Here is a 21,534-nt window from a genome sequence, read left to right as displayed (position 1 = left end):
AGCCATCGCACGCAAGCTACGGGCGCGGCGGCACCAAAACATCGTAACGAACGGCCTTGCCCGCAAGTTGATAGCTCGGCTTAACGCCGGCAAGCAGTGGCCCCTTCACCGGTCGCTTGATAACGACCTTGCGCGGGTGCACCGCAAGCGCAGCTTCGACCAACGTCTCCTCATCGGCGCACGGCTGTTCCAGATGATGCAAGAGTTGGAACTTCTTTTTAACCGCCGCGCTCTTGGTGCGTCCGGGAAACATGGGGTCCAGATACACCACGTCAGGAGCGGTGAGCTCGCCCTGCCCGATCAGCCCAGCTGTATGGCGAAGGCCGGCAATGCTGTCCTCGCCCGCATGTAAGCGCATGCGCGCCACGGCTGTCGCAAGCGCCGGATCATCTGCCGCGCGATCCAAGGCATCCTTGAGGAGCGCCGCGATCACGCAATCCTGCTCATACAGATCGACGGTAAAGCCCGCGGCCGCCAGCAGCAGCGAATCCTCGCCAAAGCCTGCCGTGGCGTCAATCGCCCATGGGCTCTCGATGCCTTTTGCGCGCGCAGCCTTTACCAGCAGTTCTTGCTGCAGACGGCCCTGCTTGAGCCGTGGAAGCATGCGGCCAAAATCGGCACGCAGCTCCATCGTGCCGTCGGTGAGCGTGAGGCCCTCGGACTTCCCGATCAGCTCAAGCCCCGCGGACCGAGCAACAGAAAAGGGATCGACGACGCCCATGGGTACTCCTTAACAAGCAAAACGAATACGTGAGCGCCGTTTATGTCGGCACCCAACCGTCCGCTATTGTCCCACATGCGACATGGCCCACAGCATCCCAATGCAAAGCACCGCCATCAATCCCGTGCACACGGCAGCGATCACAGAATCACCCATGCGCCTTCCCAACGACCGCGGCTCATGCACTTGCCCTGCTCCGTACATCATGGCTCCTCCTTCGGTCCAGCTCTTACCATGGACCCATCATCGCAGCGCCGCGCATACGCTGCCATCGATTTGACTTACGCCCAGCTTTCCTTTTTGAAAGGTTGGGTTTGGCTGCGCGGGCTCAATGCGCTTTCAAACGCATGCATCGCCGCGTTGAACTACAATGTGCTTCACCATATGTGCAGTACATTGGGTGCGCCAAGTTGGCGTACTCGTATCGAAAGGACCAGCCATGAGCTTCACTCGCAAGACTCTCAAAATCCTTGCTCTCATCTACTTTGTTTTGGGCATCGCCAGCCTCGTCACCGCCGGCGTCGGCATCGCCACGGGCGGTCTCGATTCCACGTACGGTTCGTACGCCACGCTCGCAGCGGTCGTGCTTATCGCCAAGGGTCTCGTCGACCTTGCCGCAGGCGTCGCCGGTATCAAGGGCGCCAACAAGCCTTCACAGGTGGACGGCGCGTTTAAGCTCGGTATTGTTGCCGCGGTCGCCACGCTTGCCCAAGCGGTGCTCACGCTTCCCGCGTTTGGCGGCGACGCCATCAACTTTGGCGCCTTTGTCATCGTGGTGTACGACCTGTTCTTTGTTCAGCAGGCACACGCCGTTAAGGCCGAGAACAAGGACCGCCTATAAGCGCTCGCTTCTCATAACCTCTGCAGCCAAGCAACTAAAAAGGGCCGATCGCGCATCTCCGCGGTCGGCCCTTTGCGTTTGCCCAGATAAAACCTACCAAAATAAACCTGTCCCTTTTTGGCAGGTTGTTAGCCGTGGCGGTACTCGGCGATGATGAAGTCGATGTCAGTCTGAAGGGTATCGAGGTTTGCCAAGCGCTCTTTGTCGGCGGGGCGCGTGCGGTAGTAGTACGGCGTCATCTGGAACACCGCCTCGATGTCGGCCTGGGTCTGAAGTGTAATATTCGCAGACACCCGCTGCGTTCCGACCAACTCGAGCTCGGTGGTCTTCGGCAGCTTCTCATCGTTAAGGTACGGCGTGTCGTAGAGTACCTCCTTGAGCCCAAAGAGGTGACGAGCACCCGGCACCACGGTGTAGAGCGAACCCTCCGGCGCCAGCACGCGGGCAAACTCGCGTTCGTTAAAGGGGGCAAAGAGCTCGGTCACCATATCGAAGGCGCCATCGGCCACGGGGATGTCCTTCATGTTGGCCACGAAGTAGGTCGCATCGCCGCGCTTGGCGGCCAGGCGCACCATCTCCTTGCCCAGGTCAAAACCGTAAGCATCTACGCCCGGCGCCGCGCCCATGGCACTGGTGTAATAGCCCTCGCCACAGCAAATATCGAGCAGCGTCATGGGGCCGTTCGCAGACGTGGCGCGCCCAGACACCTGCTTGCGCACCAGCTCGACCATCGCATCGCGCAACGGCGCGTAGTATCCACGGTTCAAAAAGTCACGACGGCTGCGCGCCTGCGACTTGGGATCGCCCATGGAGTCGCCGCTCTTGGACGAGCGCAGTAGATATAGATAACCCTCGCGCGCACGGTCAAACCGGTGTCCGCCCGCACATGCGGCCCCACGCTCATCGTCCACCAACGGCTCATGGCAAACGGGACACAACAACATGGCAACTCCTTAGCGCGAACAACACAACGCCCACCATTGTCTCACGCCTTCCCCACCTAGTCATTGGGGACGTTTTTGAATGACTAGTCGTTTAAGAACGTCCCCAATGACTAGTCGATTAGGAGTATCATCATCTGCGCAAATAAGCACGAAAGAGCATATTAGAGATTGAGAGCGTATGGCTGATACCGTATCTAAGCACATTGACATGACCACCGGCTCGCTGTGGCGCAATATTCCCCTGTTCGCCTTCCCCGTGGCCGCCACGAGCATCTTGGAGCAGCTGTCAAACCTCATCGCCACGGTCATCATCGGTAACTTCTCGGGCGACCAGGGAACCCTCGCCATGGCGGCGGTCGGCTCCAATGTTCCGCTTACCAGTCTTATGCTCAACCTGTTTATTGGCATGTCGCTTGGCTCCAACGTGGTCATCGCCAACGCTATCGGCCGCAACGATCAGAACATGGTCAAACGCGCCGTCCATACCTCGATTTTAATGGCGCTCGTGGGCTTTGTCGTCATCGCACTGGGCGAGATCTTTGCCGAGCCCATGCTCGCCGCGCTCAACGTTCCCGCCGAGACCATGCCGCTCGCTTCGCTCTACCTGCGCGTCTTTTTGCTGAGCATGCCCTCGATCTTGCTCTACAACTTTGAGGCCGCGATCTTCCGCTCCGTCGGCATCACCCGCATGCCGCTGCAGGCGCTTGCCGTGTCCACCGTCCTCAACATTGGCCTGGATCTCATCTTTGTCCCCGTACTCCACTGGGGCGTCGCGGGCGTCGCCATCGCCACCGCCATCGCCTACACCGTCAGTGCCGCTACACTCTTTATCCGCCTGCTCAAGACCGACTCCGTCGTCCGCGTCACCCTACGCGACCTGGCTATCGACCCCGTCGCCCTCAAGCGCATCGTCAAGATCGGCCTGCCCGCCGGCATCCAAAGCGCCGTCTTTGCCGTCGCCAACATCATCATCCAGTCTGCCATCAACAGCCTGGGCACCGAAGTCATGGCGGCATCGAGCGCCGCCATGAGTCTAGAGTATGTGTGCTACAACCTGCTCAACAGCTTTAGCCAGGCTTGCACCACCTTTGTGGGACAAAACCACGGTGCCCGCCAGATCGACCGCTGCACCAAAACGCTCAAGGTCTGCCTGGTCGAAGGTGGTATCGTCGCGCTCACCACAATTATCGTTATTGTCGGCTTGGGGCGCGAGATCCTATCGCTGTTCAACAGCGATCCCAATATCGTCTCGATCGGCTATATCCGCGTGTGCTCGATCTTCCCGGCGTACGCCTTTAGCATGTTCTACGAAAACATGTCAGGCTACCTGCGCGGCTTTGGTATCTCGCTCACGCCCGCCCTCATCACCATGATCTGCGTCTGTGGCATCCGCTTCTATTGGGTGTTCTGCGTGTTCCCGCACTTCCGCACCTTTGCGAACATCATGATGGTCTATCCCATCAGCCTGGGCACCACGGCGTTCTTTATGGTCGTGGCGGTACTACTCTGCCACCCGGCACGCACCTATCGCGCCACCCAAGCCAAAGCGACAGCCCGCTAAACACCGCACTCAACGCCACGCCAGTCATTAATTGACAATATGTGAGCTCATATAGTCGATAAAGCGCCTCGTGGCGATGGGCATGGTGTCCCAGCTGCGCCAGGCGGCCACCACGTCGCGCGAGGGGGCATGCACGATGGGCCGCACACGAATATCGGCTCGCATGCCCTCAACGGTACGGCGATACAGCATGCTCACGCCTAGGCCCTCCTCCACCATCGCCATGATGGTGTAGTCGTCGGTCACCTCACTCGTCACGTGCGGCGACAGCCCGTGCGTTGCGAATGCATCGAGTACCAGACTCTGTTCGCCCTCATCCAGCAGCACAAACGGCTCGGACGCCAGGTCAGCGAGTGTCACCTTTTCCTTTGCCGTCAGCGGATGCGCGGCCGGCAACAATGCTACCAACTCGTCGTGATAGACGACGCGCTTCTCGAGCCCAGCGGTAAATCCGCGTGCTGTAAAACAAAAATCAACCACGCCATCGTGCACCCATTGAGCGTTGCGCGTGTAATCGCCCTGCTTGAGGGTGAAGCGTACGCCCGGGTGCAGCGCACCAAAGTCGCGGATCACACGCGGCAGCACGGTACGACTCACGTTGGTAAACGTCGCGATGCGAATGTCGGTCGACGAAAGCCCCAGCAGCTCCTGGCGCTTGCCCTCGAGCTCGGCCTCGGCGGTCACAATCTGGCGCAGGTACGGCAGATATTGTTTACCGTCGCGCGTAAGCGAAACGCCCTGCTTTCCGCGCTCGATAAGCGTGGTACCCAGCTCGCGCTCGAGTGCCTTGACGGCTTGGCTCACCGCGCTTTGCGTATAGCCCAGCTCGTCCGCCGCGCCTTTAAGGCTGCCGCGATCGACTACCATACAAACAATCTGATACCGCGATGCCATCGTGCCTCCATATCAATGCAGCCGCAAAACGTTTTGCCAGCGCTTTTCGCACTCACTTTAGTATTTCTTAATCGTACTGAAGATACATTCGCTTTACTACATCCAAATCTGGGAGCAGAATCCTTTGTGCGAAACCGTTCTGTAACAAAAGGAGTCCCATGGATCGCAAAAAAGCAATCGCGCTCTCATTTTCCGTTCCCGTCGCATGGGGCTTTTCGTATCCCCTCATGAAGATCGGTATGGACAGCATGAATGCCACGAGTATCGTCGCGCTACGCTGCATCATCGCCTTTGTGGCCTGCCTGCTGCTCTTCCACAAGCGCGCGTTCCGTATCAACCGCGACCTTATGGTCCGCGCCGCCATCATCGGCGCCATTATGGCAACCGAGCTCACCTGCATGTGCCTGGGCTCCAGCCTCACCTCCGCCTCCACTGCCGGCTTTTTGCAGAGCCTGACGGTCGTGATCGTGCCGTTTGCCAACGCCGCCCTGCTGCGCCGCGCCCCCGAACGCAAAGTGCTTGTCGGCACCGCCATCGTCACCTGCGGCATGCTGCTGCTCTCGGGCGCCGACTTTACCAGCCTGAATCCCGGCGCGATCATCATGCTGCTCTCCGCTTTTGTCTATGCCGGCCATATCATTGTGGCGAAGCGCTTTGTCGAAGATGTCAATCCGCTTGCTCTGGGTGTTTGGCAGCTGGGCTTTGGCGGCCTGTTCTCTGGCATCGCCGCATTCACCTTTGGCGGCTTCACGCTTCCCGGCACGCCTAACGAGATCGTCGTTGTCTTCGCGCTCGCACTCATCTGCTCTGCCTACGGCTTTATCACCCAGACGCTCGTGCAGCCCCACGTGCCCGCCGAGACCACCGGCTTCGCTTTCTCACTCGAGCCGGTCTGCTCTGCCGTCTTCTCCTTCTTCCTGGTCGGCGAGGTCCTAAGCCCCATCGCCTTCTTTGGCGCCGCCCTCATCCTCACCGGCGTCATGGTAGCAACCGTCGAGCTTCCGCGCCTCCGCGCACATGGACAGGCTCGCATGGCAGGAGCGCCCGAGCACGTCTCGTAGACCCCACTCTTCATACAGCCGCGGCATAAAGGCAACCGGTGCGCCTTTACAATAGATGCCAGCAGAGCATCTGACGTAAAGGAGCCCCATGGACGCCGCGACCCGCGACCGCAACATAGCAACTTGGTTGGGCGATGCGCCGCAGCCGGTACGTGACACTACGAACCAGCTGCTCGAGCGTATCGCCCTTTTGCGTGCCGAGCAGACCATCTACCCGGCACAAGACGACATCCTCAATGCCCTCGCCTACACGCCGGCCGACCAGGTCAAAGTTGTCATCTTGGGTCAGGACCCCTATCACGGACCCAACCAGGCAATGGGACTGTCGTTCTCGGTCGCCGCGACGCAAACCAAGTTGCCACCGAGCCTGCGCAACATCTATAAGGAACTCAAAGCCGATCTGGGTTGTCCCATTCCCGCCACGGGAGATCTAACACCATGGGCACAACAGGGCGTCCTGCTCCTCAACACTACGCTCACCGTGCGCGAGCATGCCGCTAACTCGCACGCCAAGCTTGGCTGGAACACGCTCACCGACTACATTATCGAACGCTGCTGCCAGCTGCCCCAACCGGTCGTCTTTTTGGCATGGGGCCGCTTTGCCCAGCAGATGGTCGAAGGTAAGCTCGTCGCAACTGGTGCGGTCAAGGCAACCGATAAGTTCTGTCTGGCCTCCACGCACCCCTCGCCGCTTTCGGCCAACCGTGCCACGGCAGAACTCCCCGCTTTTATAGGGTCGCGCCCCTTCTCGGCAGCCAATCGGCTACTCGAACAGCACGGCTTGACCCCCGTCAACTGGACTTGCCTCGGCTAAAAATCGATGCATCAAAAACGCGCCCGACGGCTTTCCATCGGGCGCGCTTCCTATTCGGGCCAAATAAATTGTGTGCGGCCAGCCTCGCCGCCATCGATCAACAGACTCTGCCCGGTCATAAACCGGTTGGTCACGCCCACAAAGTAGATCCACTCGGCGATCTCTTGGGCGGTTGCCCAGCGCTTAAGCGGTGTGAGCTCCATAATCTGGTTCCACAGGTGCTCGTCTTCCATCACACAACGGTTGAGCGGCGTGATAACGCCGCCCGGGTCCACACTGTTGGCGATGGCCTGCGGTGCCAGGCGGTTTGCAAGGTTCTTGGTGTAGGCGATAACGCCGCCCTTGCTGGCGGCATAGGCGGGAAACTCCGATCCCGTATGCCCGCTCGCCGACCCCACATTGACCACGGATTTAATAGCCGGCGCCGGCTTGGCGGCAAGCCCCTCCCCCACAAAGGCATAGCGCTCGGTCACGTTGATGGTGCCACGCAGGTTGGCGGCGATGTCGTCGGCCGAATCCTGCGTACCGGCAACGTTCACGATTACCTGGGGTTCAATATCGCCTGGAAACGAGTTAGGCTCGCGTACATCAACGATCAGATGGCGGTAGCGCTCGTGTTCGATCGCCGCCGGCAGCAGGTCAAAGCCCACGACCTCGTGGCCCTCGTCCAAAAAGCGCTGCACGCACGCGGCTCCGATACCGCCCGAAGCGCCCGTGATCAAAACCCGCATACTTGCTCCTTAGGCGGTTGCGTGGCGCTCGAGGTACTCGGAGCCCACATTCTCGCGCTCCCAGCCGCGCACAACCTTGTAGCCCACGGGGCTCAGGAAGACTTCGCACAGCAGCTCGGCGACGGCACCCGTCAGCGAGCACATAAGGACCTGCACCCAGGTCCAACCAAAGAACGTGTGGCTCACCACAATGGCAAAGACCAGGTTGTCGATAAACTGGCCAACGCCCGTAGACACATAGGAGCGGAAGGCGAAGCTCGCAAAGTTATTCTTTTTGAGCATACGGCCGAGCGACTGGTTGAGCGTGGAGTTAACCACGGCAGAAACGAGCATTGCCAGCGAAGAGCCCAACACCACGTACCAGGTGCCGCCGATGGTGGCGTTAAGGGCGTTGTTGACCTCGATCATGCCCGTGTCGTAGTAAGCGCCCCACATGCCGGGCGTGAGCGAGCACGTCCAAAAGCACAGGCTGACAGCGAGGTTGACCAGCAGCGCGAGGATAGAGATTTTAATGGACGCCTTGGCGCCAAAACGCTTGCAGATCATGTCCTGGCACAAAAAAGAAACCCAGCTCACCACAAAGCCGCAGTCGAGTGCCAGATACGGCAGGCTGATAAGCTCTTTGTTGGCCAGCAGGTTCATCATGATGACGCTCACGAAAAACAGCGAAACCGTTGCCGCGGGAATGCTCCGCAGCAGGACCTTGTAGTCCTCCATGACCTTCTTGATCACTATGTACTCCTTTGGTTTTAGGTTTAACGAGCAGGATATCGGACCCGAACTGCTCGGACGCCCCGGTCTTGAGACGACGGTGGGTATAATAGCCGCTCACACGGCATAAGGCAAGCAAACGGCGCGGCAGCCCCGCAGGGCCACCGCGCCGATGCGTTAAAAGGCTACGTTGCCAAACTCCGACAGGATAAGGTCGGGATTGTGGTCGGTTGCCCAATCCACGTTCCACGGACTCGTGAACAGCAGCAGCTTACCGCCGCGCATGTCCTCGACACGCAGCGTGTCGCGCGTGAGCGAAAGGCCCGGGATATCGATGGTGTCGGGGTCGTTCTGGATCCAGCGGATGTCCGTATAGGGCAGCGGCTGGCGACGAACCTCAACACGGTACTCGGCCTTGAGGCGGCGCTCGAGCACCTCAAACTGCAGCACGCCGACCACGCCCACAATGACGCTCTCCATGCCGGCACCCAGTTCGCGGAAGATCTGGATGGCACCCTCCTGGGCAAGCTCCTCCATGCCCTTGACGAACTGCTTGCGCTTGAGCGTGTCGACCTGCGTAATGCGAGCGAACATCTCGGGGGCAAACGTCGGGATCTGCGGATACTGCACGTGGCGCTTGCCAGAGCACACAGTGTCGCCGATGCTAAAGATACCCGGATCGAACAGGCCCACGATATCGCCTGCGTACGCCTCGTCCACGATGGCGCGATCGTCGGCCATCATCGACGTGCCCGTGGCAAGCTTGAGTTTGCGGTTGCCCTGCACGTGGAAGGCATCCATGCCGCGCTCGAACTTGCCCGAGCAAATGCGCACAAAGGCGATGCGGTCACGGTGGTTCTTGTCCATGTTGGCCTGGATCTTAAACACAAAGCCGCTAAAGTCGTCGCGGCAGGGATCGACCGGCTCGCTGGTGAGCGTATCGGTATAGGCACGCGGCGTCGGGGCCAGGCGCAGGAACTCCTTGAGGAAGGGCTCCACGCCAAAGTTGGTGAGCGCCGAGCCAAAGAACGCCGGGCTCAGCTTGCCGCAGGCCACGGCATCCAAGTCGAGCTCGTCGCCGGCGCCATCGAGCAGCTCGATGTCGTCCATCAGGTTCTTATGGTTCTCCTCGCCGATGAGCTCATCCATGGCAGGGTCGCCCAGCTCGGCCTCGACCTCGGCGACCTTCTTGGTGGCGTTGGCGTGGCCGTCGCCCTCAAAGGCAATGACGCGACGAGTCTGACGGTCGAACACGCCACGGAAATTGCGGCCGCTGCCGATCGGCCAGTTCATGGGATACGTATTGATACCCAGGACGTTCTCGATCTCTTCCATGAGCTCAAACGGATCGCGAGCCTCGTGGTCGAGCTTGTTCACAAAGGTGAAGATGGGAATGTGGCGCAGCGTACAGACCTTAAAGAGCTTTTTGGTCTGGGCCTCGACGCCCTTGGCGCCGTCGATGACCATAACAGCAGCGTCGGCGGCCATAAGGGTACGGTAGGTATCCTCCGAGAAGTCCTGGTGGCCGGGGGTATCGAGGATGTTGACGCAGGCGCCGTTGTAGGTGAACTGCAGCACCGAGGAGGTAACGGAGATACCGCGCTCCTTCTCGATGTCCATCCAGTCCGAGACGGCATGCTTGGCCGAGCTCTTGCCCTTGACCGAGCCGGCAGTCTGGATGCTGCCGGTATAGAGCAGCAGCTTCTCGGTAAGTGTGGTCTTACCGGCGTCCGGGTGGCTGATGATCGCGAATGTGCGGCGCGACGAGATTTCATCCGACAGGCTTGCCATGCGGATCCTTTCTTGCATTGAGTGCATTACGTCGTTGTAACCGCACTATTGTAGCCGCGAAATCCCGCTCTAGAGCGCCTATCAGGACAAATTCATCAGTTGGGGCCTGGGTAGCCGGCCCAATCAGCATTTGCCTCTTGCGTAACTGTGCATAGTGTATATATACTGTGCTTACCGGTTATATACACGTGTAGCCCAACAGCTAAGGAGCCGCTGTGGACATTATCCTATCCAATTCGAGCGACAAGCCCATCTACGAGCAGATATCCTCGCAGGTCAAAGCTCAGATCCTTTCGGGCACGCTCGCCGCGGGAGCCAAACTCCCCAGCATCCGCGCACTCGCGAGCGACCTGGGCGTGAGCGTCATCACCACCAAGCGCGCCTACGCCGATCTGGAGCAGCTCGGGTTTATCTGTACCGTGCAGGGCAAGGGCTGCTTTGTTGCCGACGGCAACCAAGAACTCTTGCGTGAAAACCAGCTCTGCCATATCGAAGAGCTGCTTACGCAGGCGGCAGAACAAGCCGAAGCCCTGGGCGTCACGCGCGACAAACTGCACGAGATGCTCGACCTGGTAGCCCCCGAAACCATGCAGTAGCCATCTGCAAGAAAGGCTATACCATGCAAAACTTGCTTGAACTCAAAGGCATCTCACGCACTGTAAGCGACCGCTTTTCACTGCGCGACGTCACGCTTGCCGTGGAGCCTGGCCAGATCGTCGGCTTTGTTGGTGCCAACGGTGCTGGCAAAACAACGACGATTCGAGCTGCTCTCGGGCTTATAAAGCTCGATGCCGGCGAGGTGCGCCTGTTTGGGCAGCGCTGTGGCGCCGACGCGCCCGATGAGACACAGCGTTGTCTACGTGCCCGTGTCGGCCTCGTGCTGGACACGTGCCCCTTCCCTTCAACGCTCAAGGTGGGCCAGATCGAGGCACTCGTAGGCCCGGCGTACCCCACGTGGGACCGCAAAACGTTCGCCGGATTCATCGACCGATTTGGCCTCGATCCCAAGACAAAGGTCAAGGACCTCTCCCGCGGCATGGGCATGAGGCTGCAGCTTGCCTGCGCACTCAGCCACAATGCCAAGCTGCTCATTTTGGACGAAGCCACCGCGGGCCTCGACCCCATGGCGCGCGAGGAGCTGCTCGACGAGCTGCTCGCCTTTGTTTCCGACGGCCAGCGCAGCGTGCTGCTCTCGAGCCATATTACTTCCGACCTTGAGCGCGCTGCCGACCGCGTCATCTGCATCGATAACGGCTCGATTGTGTTTTACCTGCCGCGCGAGGACATTACCGACCGAGCCGGCATCGCCCACTGCACACAGGCACAAGCCGTCGAGCTTATGGCTTGCGTCGAAGACGCCCGTGCCGCCCACCACGCCTATAGCGTTGACGTGCTCGTGCCCAACCGTCGCGAGGCGCTCGAGGCCTTCCCCGAAATTCCCTGCGACCGGGCAACCATTGATGACTATCTTCGCCTCATGCTGAAAGGGGCTTCAAAATGAAACGTGCCTTTATGTCTGAGCTCGCCATCGTCCGCACGCTTGTCCCGAGCATCGCGGGCGTCGGCCTGTTCATATTCGTCGTACTGACCCTCGCCAACGCATCGGACGGTGACTCCGGCATGAGTGCCGGCGCCTGCGCGGTCAGTGCCATGTCGCCCATCATGGCCATGAGCTCGCTGGCCGGCTTCGACAATCAAAATGGCTGGGAGCGTTATCGGGCGACGTTGCCCTTCTCGCGCAAAGACATTATTTGTGCCCGCTACCTGTGCATCGTTGTCTTCTCGGCCATCATGGCCTGCGCCGCCGTGCTTTTGAACATCATCGTCCTTCCGCTCTTCAACAGTGCGGGCGTGACCTCGACAGGACAAACCGTCTTTGAGATCGCAATAGCCTCGGCAGCATCGATGCTCATCTCCCTCATGATGGTGTTTTTGGCACAGCCGCTGTTCTTTCGATTTGGACACATGGAGGCGCTGCGCCTATCCGTTGGCCTGTTTGCCCTGCTCTGGTGCCTTGCCATTGCCACGTTGAGCTCCTCCAACCCCATCAGCAACTGGCTTATGTCGAATGCCGGGGCAAATCCCGATCCCACCGTCCTTGGCTGTCTGTGTGCAGGAATTGCAGTACTGGCGCTCGCACTATGTGCAATCAGCTGCACCGTCAGCACCAAGGTTTACCGAGCACGCGATTTGTAAGCACGCGAGTCTCGATCTACGAAGGGCGTGATCGCCCCCTCCCCGCCAATCCGTGGCAAACGGCATGTCCCCGGCGTGCGCCACCGTACTACTTGCGCAGCGGCTTGGGCAGCGGAATGCCAGCGGCGATAACGGCGGCGATGATCATGCAGACGATACCCTTGAGTGGGAAGCACATGAGCAGCAGGCCCACGACCATGACCGGCTGACGCATGACCGCACCCATCGTCGATGCCGTGCAGACGGCGACGCAAAATACCGGATCGGCGCCGGTGAGGATGGCAAGGCCGTAGCCCAGGCTTACGCCCGAGAAGATGACGGGAAAGAAATGGCCGCCGCGCCAGCCCATATTGATGAGGGCGGGGGTCAGCATGGCCTTAACCAGACCGGTCGCGATGAGCACGCCGGCGGGGATGGTCAGATAGGTTTCCATGAGCACGTCGGCCTGCGTCTCGCCGGCAAACATGGTGAAGGGCAGAGCCGTACCGCAGGCGGCAAGTACCAGACCGGCCAGCATTGCCTTGGCGATGGGGCGCTCCCCCATCGCGTGCGCCAGGGCCTCGCTCGCGTGCTCCGAAACAAAGTACAGCCAGCCGCAGACCGTACCGACGAGCGACAGGGGGATAAGCCAGGCAAGTTCCAGGTTGCCCACCTCGGCGGACTCGAACCTGGGCATGCCCATGCCGCCGCCCACAAGCTGGCCAAGCAGCAGGTAGGCACCCAGACCGCTGGCAATCGCAATGCCATAGACCACCGTCTTTTGCGCCTTGGGCAGCTTGATGGTGATCTCGTCGGACGCGGACTCATTGTGGGCGTCTTCGCCCTGGCCGTCAGCGCTACCGGCGAGCGGCGCCACAAAGCCAAAGACGGGCGCGGTAAAGAGCGCCGTCAGGGCAGCCTGGGTACCCAGCAGTGTGAGCTCCCTAAACTCGGCGCCAAAGCGGCGCATGCGGTCGCCAACCCAGCTGCACAGACCCGCGATAACGCCGGTCAGGCCCGCCTCCGGTCCAATACTTCCGCCAAACAGCAGCGGCAGCAATGCCGCGAGCGAAAGCTTGCCCAGGTTGTCGTACGGGTAGCGCCCATCTTGCTTGACCTTAGCCATCACCTGATTGAGGTTATCGGTCTTGGCGCCCGTAAGCTTTTCGTACAGACCGATTAACAGGCCGCCCAGCAGGCAGACAAAAAACGGGTACGGCAGAAAGCCAAACGGGCCGCTGGCGAGCTCGGGCGAAGCGACGCCCAGTGCGTGCGGGATCTCAGTCCATAGATAGTCGATGCCGTGCTCCATCGCAAAGAAGAACAGCCAGACTGCGGCGCCCGCGAGTGCGCCGGTCACGGCAACGCTAACTAAAAACAGCACGCGGTTTGTGGGTTTGGCAAGGTTATCCATCGGGTCCTCCCGCGGTCAAAGTCGACATAGATGCGTTTTATTGTAGAGCGAGCGTCGCCCGAACGAGCCAACCATCTGCGCTGCAAACGGCACCATTGGGAGTCATAGTGGGGCAGGCTCAAGCCTTATCCGTTGATAATCGAGGCGATCTCGCGCAAATCGTCGGCAAAGTAGATGCCGTGCTGGCGCCTCGGGCTCGAAAGCCCTTTATCAATCATGTGCCCGAGCAGCGCCTTGAGGTCGTTGTAGTAACCGTCCAGGTTATACAGGATGCACGGAGCACTCAGGTGCCCCAACGACACCGCGGACATAACCTCGGCAATCTCCTCGAGCGTGCCCGTCCCGCCGGGAAAGGCAATGAAGGCATCACCAAGCTCGATCATCTTGGCTTTACGCTCGGCCATATCGCTCGTCACGATGAGGTCGTCGATTCCGTCATGTTGAAACTCGGCCTCGATAAAAAAGCTCGGCTCAACACCCGTCACATGTCCACCTGCCTCGAGTACGCTATCGGCGAGCGCGCCCATCAGTCCCGACTTGGACCCGCCGTATACCAGCGCGTGTCCGTTGGCGCCAATCCAGTTGCCCAGCTCCTGCACCGCGGGCAGAAACGCCGGGTCATTACCGACGCTGGCACCCAGATACACGGTGATATTCATATTCAGTCCCCCTCGTCGTGACGCGCGACGTCCGTTCTAGCGTTGGCGTCGGCGATATTCGCGCACGCGGCGCGACAGGTCGGCGAGCTCGTCACGATCGAGTTCCTCCAAATGCTCAAGATCGTCCATAAAGCGCGCCATGGTGTCCTTTTGGCGCAGCTTGATGAGCGTATTGCAGTAGTTCACCGCCACGCCCGTAAGCATGGCGATATAGAAGATACTGATGACGCTTAGGATGACGGTAATGCCGCGGGCAACCGGCGTTTCTGCCGGGATATCGCCAAAGCCGATCGTCGAGACCGTCTCAAAGCTAAACCACAGGCCATCACCAAAGGTGAGGGTCGTAGGCTCGGACAGCCAGACAGCCGTCGAGCACAGCAGGTAAAAGATAAGAAACAGGCCCGTGATGCGTGCAAAGCCAGCCTGTCGCAGCACATCGGCAAGCGTCCTCAACCTGTTCATCGCGACCCCTTTTCCCAGACACCCAATCTCGTTCGCTCGGTATTGTCCCACAACCGGCAGTTAGGGACGTTCCTTTTGTGCCAGCAGAAAGGGACTGTCCCCAACTGCCGGGCGGGAGCGTTTAGCGGTGCAGCTGCCGACTGGGCAGGCTGAGCTGGTATCCTTATGCGGTAATGTCTCGATTCGTTAGGATTGCACGTGAGAGCTGCCACTGTCCTTCGTTCAGTTATATATCGCGCCCTGACCATTGTGCTTGCCGCGCTTGCCGTGCTGAGTTCTATCGCGCCTGTCCAGGCTTTTGCCGATGACTCTAGTCAGCAAGTCAAGACGGTCCGCGTTGGTTGGCTCGTCAGCAACGAGGGCTTCCAAGACGGCACCCCCGGCGAGCGTCTCTCGGGATGGGGTTACGAGTACCTCCAGACCCTGTCATACTACACGCCCGGCTGGCGGTACGAATACGTCTCCGGCACCTTCACCGAGCTTATGGACATGCTCGAGGCGGGCGAGATCGACCTCATGCCCAACATCTCCTACTCCGAGGAACGCGCCCAAAAGCTGCTCTTTTCCTCGAACCCCGAGGGCACCGAGCGCTACTACATCTACGCCAAGCCCGATCGCGACGATCTGGCCAAGGGTGACCCCCAAGCGCTCCAGGGTCTCACTATCGGTTGCAACTCCGGCGTCATGCAAACCTTCGTTGGCCAGCAGTGGCTCGCCAACGAAGGCATTACCTGCACCTATAAAGAAATCGACACTGGCAGCGCCCTCTTTGACGCGCTCACAAACAACGAGGTCGATGCCATCATCATGAACGACACGACCTCGTCGCCCAGCGCCTCCCCCATGTTCTACATTGGTTCGAGCGACTACTATTTTGCCGTCCCCAAAAGCCGCCCCGACCTGATGGACGACATCAATGCCGCCATGTCGGCAATCGCCCGCGTCAACCCACGCTATATCGACGAAGTCAAATCTAACTACTCGGCCCAAAACAGCGGTTCATCATCGCTCAACGGCCCCGAACGTTCCTGGCTCAAAGCAAATGACAACACCATCACGCTCGGCTACATTACGGGCAAACTCCCCTACTGCAACGAAGACGAAGACGGCAAAATGGAAGGCTCGCTCGCATCGCTTGCGACGACACTGCACGATAAATTTGGCATTACGGTCAAAACCGTCGCCTTTGATAGCTACAAGATGATGTCAAAGGCCCTGTCAAAGGGAAGCGTAGACGTCGCGCTGCCGGTATACCGAGATTACTGGTTTGCCGAGCAATCAGGCGTTGTGCAGTCGGTATCGTTGGGGACCATATCCCTCACCGCCATCCACAGCGGAAGCAACCTGAACAAAGACCTTCAGAACATCGCCTGTACCAAATCATCGTTTATCAACCGAAAAGTACTTGAAAGTCTGTTCCCCACAGCGACCGTGACCGAATACCGATCCGACGATGAAGCGTTCGACGCCCTCAGGAGGGGAACGGCGCGCTGCGTCGTCGCTCCCAGTTCACGCGTAAAAACCCTCGGCGATCGTTATGATCTCGAAGACTGCGAGACGGTCGAGCTCCCTGACACCTGCGAGCTCTCGTGCTGGATTTCGCGCGGAAAGCCCGAGCTGCTGGGAATCATCAACAAGGGCATCATCAATGCCGGAGAATCGCTCTCCGCAAGCAATTACTCCTCCACGTCGTACACGGCCCAGGAATCCAACACGCTTCAATTCCTTTATCGCAACCGCACCGCCATTGCAGCTACCCTCATCGGTATGTTGTCGGTCGGCATCGTCCTGCTCATCTGGGCACTCGCGCGCGCTCGAACCGAGCGCAAAAAAGCCGATGCTGCCAACGCCGCTAAGACGGCATTCCTCACGCGCATGAGCCACGACATCCGTACGCCGCTCAACGGTATCCTGGGCCTTATCGAGATCGAGGAATTGAAGGAAGGCGATATCCAGGTCGCCCGCGAGAGCCGTGCCAAGGCGCGCGTTGCCGCCAATCACCTGCTCTCGCTGATTAACGACATCCTCGAGATGGGCAAAATCGAAGACCGCAAGCTAACACTGGAGCATGCGCCTTTTAACCTCAAAGAGCTCTGTAACGATACGCTGGTGCTGTGCAAGCTCCGCGCGTCCAGTAACGGCATCACCATGCAGGACAATAGTCTGCCGTACGCCACGGGGCCATACATGATCGGCAGTCCCACCCATATCCGACAGATCATGATCAACCTGTTAGACAACAGCATTAAGTACAACAAGCACGGCGGCTCCGTCACCTTTAGCTCAAAGACCAAGCCACTCGATAACGGGCGCGCGCTCTTTTGCTTTAGCGTTTCGGATACCGGCATTGGCATGACTCCCAAGTTTTTAAAGCATATCTATGAGCCGTTTGCCCAAGAAGGTGACGATGCGCGCAGCAAGTTCCAAGGAACCGGCATGGGCATGCCAATCGTCAAGTCACTTATTGAACTGATGGACGGCACTATCGAAGTCACCAGTGAGCTCCATGTGGGCACCTCGTTCTACGTGGAGATTCCGCTCGATATCGACGAGAATCCCCAGGCGCGGGCGAATACGGTTGAGAGTGTGCCCGACTGCTCGCTCGCCGACATGAACGTGCTGCTCGCCGAAGACAACGAATTGAATGCCGAGATTGCCCAGGCGCTGCTAGAATCCGAGGGCATCGTGGTCACCCGCGCCGCCAACGGCAACGAAGTCGTCGATCTGTACCTGTCGCATCCCGCCGGCAGCTTCGATGCCATTTTGATGGACATCATGATGCCGGACATGGACGGCTACGAGGCAACCCGCGTGATTCGTCTGAGCGAGAAGGTCGATGCAGCCGATATCCCCATCATCGCGCTCACCGCCAACGCCTTTGCCGAGGACGCCAAGGCGGCACATGACGCCGGCATGAACGCCCATCTGTCCAAACCGCTCGACTTTAACAAGCTCAAAAACATACTCGCCCGCATCAAGAAAAACGGATCCATTTCGCTATAGTTTGTGCTCAACCACTACGCACGACCAGAAAGGAAGCCAACGATGTTTAGGCCCTTACGTCGAAAGAAACGCGCTATCACCGACGAGGAAGCGCGCGAACTGCTCGCCACCTGCAAGCGCGGCGTCTTTGCCGTCAACGGCGACGATGGCTACCCGTACGCCATTCCCGTCAACTACTTCTTTGACGCCGAGCACGACAAGATCTATTTCCATGGCGCCAAAGCCGGCCACAAGGTCGACGCACTCAAGCGCGATGACAAGGTCTGCTTTACCGTATACGGCAACGAGTGGTACCAGGACGGTGACTGGGCTCCCTACGTTATGAGCACCGTCGTCTTTGGCCGTTGTCGCCTGGCGAATGACACCCCCGCGTTTATCGAGGACAAAGTCCGCCAGCTCGCCCTTAAGTACTACCCTTCTGCCGAAGAAGTCGAAGAGGAAATCGCCAAAGACATCAAGGGCGTCCAGCTCTACGAGATTTCGATTGAGCATCTTTGCGGCAAGCAGATTCAAGAAAAGTAAGCCCCTCAGCAGGCCTCATCAATAATAATATGGCCCGGTTCCAACCCACCTTGGAACCGGGCCATATGCTTACGAAGCGTCGGCGGCGATGTGCGCTAGCGCCTCGACGAGCTCTTGCGAGCTCACAGGTTTGCTCAGGTGCGCGTTCATGCCCGCCTCACGCGAAAGCCTACGGTCGTCGGCAAAGGCGTTGGCACTCACGGCGATAATCGGCGTGGTCGCGGCATCCTCGCGATCGAGTGCTCGAATCTGACGCGTGGCCTCAAGGCCATCGATGCCAGGCATCATGATGTCCATCAACACCACGTCGTACTCGTGCGGTGCGCTCGCGGTAAACATCTCGACGGCAGACTCACCATCCTTAGCATGCGTCACGATGGCACCGGCACGGCTGAGCGTAAACTGCGCGATCTCGGCATTCAGATCGTTATCCTCTACGAGCAAAACGCGCAAGCCCTGGAGCGCATCGCCGTCTCCCGCATCCGCGGGAACTGCCTGAGGAATCTCGGAGCGGTCGCACTTCTCGAACGGCAGGCGAATGGTAAACGTCGTCCCCTGCCCCAAGACACTCGTAAAGCTCATGGTTCCGCCCATAAGCTCGACCAGCTGTTTTGCGATAGGCGCGCCCAGGCCAGTTCCCGACGAAGCGCCTTCCACCTGCTGCTCCTCGCGGCAAAACGGCTCGTAGAGGTGCTTTTGGAACTCCTCGCTCATGCCAATACCGTTGTCGGCGATCGTGTATTCATAGACGGGGACGCCATCCGCTGGCTCCACCTCGCGGCACACCAGGCGGACATAGCCGCCCTGGCGGTTGTACTTGACGGCATTGCCGGCAATATTGAGCAACAAACGCTTGAGGTGCGTCACGCTCACCCGCGCATAGGGATGATTAAGCGTCTGCTGGTCGGAGATAATTGTCACCAGACGCTCCTCGGCCTGGCGCTCCAGAATATCGCGCACTTCACAGTTGAGGGCCACCAAATTTATGGGCACGAGGTTCAGGTCGACCTGCCCGCTCTCCAGGCGACTCATATCGAGCGCCTCGTTGGCAAGGTCGAGCAGCAGTCCCGATGCCGTCCAGATTTTTGAGCGGCACTCAGTCTGCTTTTGCAGATCGTCCGCATTGGCATCGCCAACCTCGACCATGCCGCGAATGCCGTTGATGGGCGTGCGCAGATCGTGGCTCATGCGACGCAGAAACTCCGTCTTTGCCGAGTTGGCAGACGAGGCCTCACGCGCCGCCTTTGCCAGCTTGTCGCCATAGTCGCGCTCCTGCTGCAGCAAGTCCGTCAAACGTCGACGATCAGCGCGGCGACGCACCGTCACAACAACGGCTATAACACCGCCGTAGAGCACCAGCACGCCGGCGGCAACAGCCGCGGCGACCTCAAAGTAGCGCTGCGCCGAGGCATAGGTGTACACATAGAATTTGTGCGCTTTTCCAAATGTGCCCAAATACCACTCGCCGTCGGCGTTAACCAATCTGACCTTACCAGCCAGGCATCGATCCTTAATACCGTCGACAATAAAGACATCCGTCGCAGGCAGATCGAACACGCCCAATACGGTGGGTTCAACGGCATTGGTCGCAACGACCTTGCCGTCGCTTTCGATCACGATATTGCCGCTATCGATGGTTTCATAGCCATCAAGCAGGCTCTGCAGTTTGAGTGTATTGCTTGCAACCGCTTTCGCGCTCTGATGCCTTACCGCGATAACGATGCCCTCGCCATCCTGCCGAGTCACGCAGCCAATGTCTGCAACCGAATCATCCGCAAGCGTAATACTATCGGTATAAGACTTAAGCGGATGGGTTGCCACCTCCAACACGGGCGCTTCTTTGAGATACGTAGCAAGCGACTCGTAGCCCACGCCATCCGTCGAGGACTCGGACACCAAGTTGCCCGATGCGTCCGTCACGATCAGCGCACTCACGTTGAACTGGTCAGCATATTGCTCCAGCGCGGCGTTATCCACCGAGCCGTCGCGCTCCATATCGCGCGCCGCCTCTCCGGCGATCTCCATAACGCGAATCAGGTTTTTGGTCGTATAGGCGCTATTGAATGCATCGTAGGAAAGGCTCTGCGTCGCCACGTAATCGACAACGTCGGCAAAGCGCTGCTCGGCCTGGGCTGTCGTGTAACCGTATCTCATCATGCCGGCAACAACCGAGAGCGCTATCCCCAACAGGGCGGCAATGAGCCATACCCATGCCGAACGATCGTCCCGCTCCTCTACGGCGTGGTCGGGCGCATCGATCATGACAGGCCCTCCGTATTCAAAAATGGTGCAGGGTCATCAAAGTACTTTGACACCAGGCGTTCCATGGTGCCATCGACAAGCATTTCTTGGTAGGCATGGGTGAGCTTAACGTCGATGCCGCGCGTATCGTTGAGATCGAAAGCGGTGCCCAAACCAACCTCCAGCAGCGGCTCATCCAAAATGCGATACGTCACACCATAGTCTTTTTCGTAGGTGAGGAACGAGGACTCATGCGCGGCGATAGCGTCGACCAGGCCCTCGACGAGCGCCGGGTTCAGGTATGAACCGTCCGAAAAGCTGTAGAGTTCCTTGATCTGCGGAACGTTTTCATTTGTGCGATTGAGCAAAATGTCCTCGGGCTTGGTGGTGGACTGGACCGCCACGACCTTATCCTCAAGATCGGCAAGCGTGTAGATATCGCTCTGGGGATCGACCGCGACCACCTGGCGGCTCGCAAGGTACGGGCCGGCCCAACGATACTCGTTTTCGCGACCCGTCATGCTAAAGCTACCCATGACGCAATCGAGCTCGCCGCTCGCCAGCAGCTCTTCCTTCTTTTCCCAGTCAATCAGCTGGTATTTTGGCTTGTAACCAATGCGGGCCAAAGCCTCGGTCAATATCTCGACATCCAGGCCAACGATATCGCCGTACTCGTCGGTATACACAAACGGTGGATAGAGGTCGCTGCCAACGTTGAGCGTCTTAAGATTGTCGTCCTGGACCTGCGAGGCCTCCAGGCCTTTTGATGCAGACGTCGATGCCTCGTCATTCGACCCGGAGCAGCCAGCTATCGCTACGACAAAAGCGCTCGCCACTGCAAGCGCAACAAACAACGAAATGGCAACCGAGCGACGGGATCTTTTCATCGAGCTCCATACGATCCTGTTTACAGACTGAAATGGTTAAAGATAATAGCAAACAAAACCACACGAGCACCCAATTGTTACAGACGCTTTACCGTGTGGGGC

At 59.0% G+C, this 21,534-nt stretch carries 20 protein-coding genes; 9 read left to right on the top strand and 11 right to left on the bottom strand.

Features of this window, described 5'->3' with window-relative positions; all coding sequences use genetic code 11:
• Positions 1-16 precede the first annotated feature (16 nt).
• The gene (locus tag LCQ44_RS05625; protein ID WP_225093294.1) at positions 17-721 is read right to left on the bottom strand and encodes a class I SAM-dependent methyltransferase; all 705 of its coding nucleotides are present in this window, start codon (positions 719-721) and stop codon (positions 17-19) included.
• A gap of 439 nt (positions 722-1,160) precedes the next feature.
• Between LCQ44_RS05625 and LCQ44_RS05620 the strand changes: the two genes are divergently transcribed.
• On the top strand, positions 1,161-1,562 hold the full coding sequence (locus LCQ44_RS05620) for a hypothetical protein (RefSeq protein ID WP_055286664.1): 402 nt from the start codon (positions 1,161-1,163) through the stop codon (positions 1,560-1,562).
• A 128-nt stretch (positions 1,563-1,690) separates the two neighbouring features.
• Here LCQ44_RS05620 and LCQ44_RS05615 read toward each other — a convergent pair whose 3' ends face one another.
• Positions 1,691-2,506, bottom strand: coding sequence for a putative RNA methyltransferase (locus LCQ44_RS05615; protein WP_225093293.1), 816 nt, complete (start codon positions 2,504-2,506; stop codon positions 1,691-1,693).
• Positions 2,507-2,684: 178 nt separating this feature from the next.
• Here LCQ44_RS05615 and LCQ44_RS05610 point away from each other — a divergent pair, with 178 nt between their 5' ends.
• On the top strand, positions 2,685-4,067 hold the full coding sequence (locus LCQ44_RS05610; protein WP_225093292.1) for an MATE family efflux transporter: 1,383 nt from the start codon (positions 2,685-2,687) through the stop codon (positions 4,065-4,067).
• A gap of 27 nt (positions 4,068-4,094) precedes the next feature.
• On the opposite strand, the gene LCQ44_RS05605 is transcribed toward LCQ44_RS05610, so the two are convergent.
• Positions 4,095-4,961 (bottom strand): LysR family transcriptional regulator, encoded by an 867-nt coding sequence (locus LCQ44_RS05605; protein WP_225093291.1) that lies wholly within the window; start codon positions 4,959-4,961, stop codon positions 4,095-4,097.
• 158 nt (positions 4,962-5,119) lie between these two features.
• Between LCQ44_RS05605 and LCQ44_RS05600 the strand changes: the two genes are divergently transcribed.
• Both LCQ44_RS05600 and LCQ44_RS05595 read left to right on the top strand, forming a co-directional pair.
• Complete coding sequence (locus tag LCQ44_RS05600) at positions 5,120-6,022, top strand: DMT family transporter (RefSeq protein WP_225093290.1); 903 nt, start codon at positions 5,120-5,122, stop codon at positions 6,020-6,022.
• An 88-nt stretch (positions 6,023-6,110) separates the two neighbouring features.
• Complete coding sequence (locus LCQ44_RS05595; protein ID WP_225093289.1) at positions 6,111-6,836, top strand: uracil-DNA glycosylase; 726 nt, start codon at positions 6,111-6,113, stop codon at positions 6,834-6,836.
• Positions 6,837-6,886: 50 nt separating this feature from the next.
• Here the strand turns inward: LCQ44_RS05595 and LCQ44_RS05590 are convergent, their stop codons facing one another.
• The 3 genes from LCQ44_RS05590 to LCQ44_RS05580 form a co-directional block, all read right to left on the bottom strand.
• Positions 6,887-7,567 (bottom strand): SDR family NAD(P)-dependent oxidoreductase, encoded by a 681-nt coding sequence (locus LCQ44_RS05590; protein WP_055309998.1) that lies wholly within the window; start codon positions 7,565-7,567, stop codon positions 6,887-6,889.
• 9 nt (positions 7,568-7,576) lie between these two features.
• Positions 7,577-8,299, bottom strand: coding sequence for a VUT family protein (locus LCQ44_RS05585; protein ID WP_225093288.1), 723 nt, complete (start codon positions 8,297-8,299; stop codon positions 7,577-7,579).
• Between the two features lie 156 nt (positions 8,300-8,455).
• Positions 8,456-10,069 carry a peptide chain release factor 3 gene (locus LCQ44_RS05580; RefSeq protein WP_055252215.1) on the bottom strand — a complete coding sequence of 538 codons (1,614 nt, stop codon included), beginning with the start codon at positions 10,067-10,069 and terminating at the stop codon, positions 8,456-8,458.
• Positions 10,070-10,284: 215 nt separating this feature from the next.
• Here LCQ44_RS05580 and LCQ44_RS05575 point away from each other — a divergent pair, with 215 nt between their 5' ends.
• Genes LCQ44_RS05575 through LCQ44_RS05565 form a run of 3 tightly spaced genes read left to right on the top strand, consistent with a single transcriptional unit; the run spans position 10,285 to position 12,265 of the window.
• Positions 10,285-10,665 (top strand): GntR family transcriptional regulator, encoded by a 381-nt coding sequence (locus tag LCQ44_RS05575; protein WP_225093287.1) that lies wholly within the window; start codon positions 10,285-10,287, stop codon positions 10,663-10,665.
• Positions 10,666-10,688: 23 nt separating this feature from the next.
• Positions 10,689-11,570 (top strand): ABC transporter ATP-binding protein, encoded by an 882-nt coding sequence (locus LCQ44_RS05570; protein ID WP_225093286.1) that lies wholly within the window; start codon positions 10,689-10,691, stop codon positions 11,568-11,570.
• Positions 11,567-12,265 carry an ABC-2 transporter permease gene (locus tag LCQ44_RS05565; protein ID WP_225093285.1) on the top strand — a complete coding sequence of 233 codons (699 nt, stop codon included), beginning with the start codon at positions 11,567-11,569 and terminating at the stop codon, positions 12,263-12,265. The genes LCQ44_RS05570 and LCQ44_RS05565 overlap by 4 nt, the downstream gene beginning before the upstream one ends.
• Positions 12,266-12,353: 88 nt before the next feature.
• Here the strand turns inward: LCQ44_RS05565 and LCQ44_RS05560 are convergent, their stop codons facing one another.
• From LCQ44_RS05560 to LCQ44_RS05550, 3 genes are all read right to left on the bottom strand, one after another.
• Positions 12,354-13,658 (bottom strand): chloride channel protein, encoded by a 1,305-nt coding sequence (locus tag LCQ44_RS05560; protein WP_225093284.1) that lies wholly within the window; start codon positions 13,656-13,658, stop codon positions 12,354-12,356.
• Positions 13,659-13,783: 125 nt separating this feature from the next.
• Positions 13,784-14,317, bottom strand: coding sequence for an LOG family protein (locus LCQ44_RS05555; protein ID WP_225093283.1), 534 nt, complete (start codon positions 14,315-14,317; stop codon positions 13,784-13,786).
• Positions 14,318-14,353: 36 nt separating this feature from the next.
• Positions 14,354-14,779, bottom strand: a complete 426-nt coding sequence (locus LCQ44_RS05550; protein ID WP_225093282.1) for a potassium channel family protein — start codon at positions 14,777-14,779, stop codon at positions 14,354-14,356.
• Between the two features lie 198 nt (positions 14,780-14,977).
• Between LCQ44_RS05550 and LCQ44_RS05545 the strand changes: the two genes are divergently transcribed.
• Positions 14,978-17,782, top strand: coding sequence for a response regulator (locus LCQ44_RS05545; RefSeq protein WP_225093281.1), 2,805 nt, complete (start codon positions 14,978-14,980; stop codon positions 17,780-17,782).
• A gap of 42 nt (positions 17,783-17,824) precedes the next feature.
• Positions 17,825-18,304, top strand: coding sequence for a pyridoxamine 5'-phosphate oxidase family protein (locus LCQ44_RS05540; protein ID WP_055286693.1), 480 nt, complete (start codon positions 17,825-17,827; stop codon positions 18,302-18,304).
• Between the two features lie 69 nt (positions 18,305-18,373).
• Here LCQ44_RS05540 and LCQ44_RS05535 read toward each other — a convergent pair whose 3' ends face one another.
• Together LCQ44_RS05535 and LCQ44_RS05530 are read right to left on the bottom strand one after the other, a co-directional pair.
• On the bottom strand, positions 18,374-20,566 hold the full coding sequence (locus LCQ44_RS05535) for a hybrid sensor histidine kinase/response regulator (RefSeq protein WP_225093280.1): 2,193 nt from the start codon (positions 20,564-20,566) through the stop codon (positions 18,374-18,376).
• Entirely contained in the window at positions 20,563-21,432 is an 870-nt protein-coding gene (locus tag LCQ44_RS05530; protein WP_225093279.1) for a substrate-binding periplasmic protein, read from the bottom strand. Before LCQ44_RS05530 ends, LCQ44_RS05535 begins: the two co-directional genes overlap by 4 nt.
• Positions 21,433-21,534: the final 102 nt, after the last annotated feature.

The sequence above is a fragment of the Collinsella aerofaciens genome (genome assembly GCF_020181355.1).
Classification (GTDB): Bacteria; Actinomycetota; Coriobacteriia; order Coriobacteriales; family Coriobacteriaceae; genus Collinsella.
Note: the sequence above shows the minus strand (reverse complement) of the source record. Positions and strands in the feature narration are given on the sequence as shown.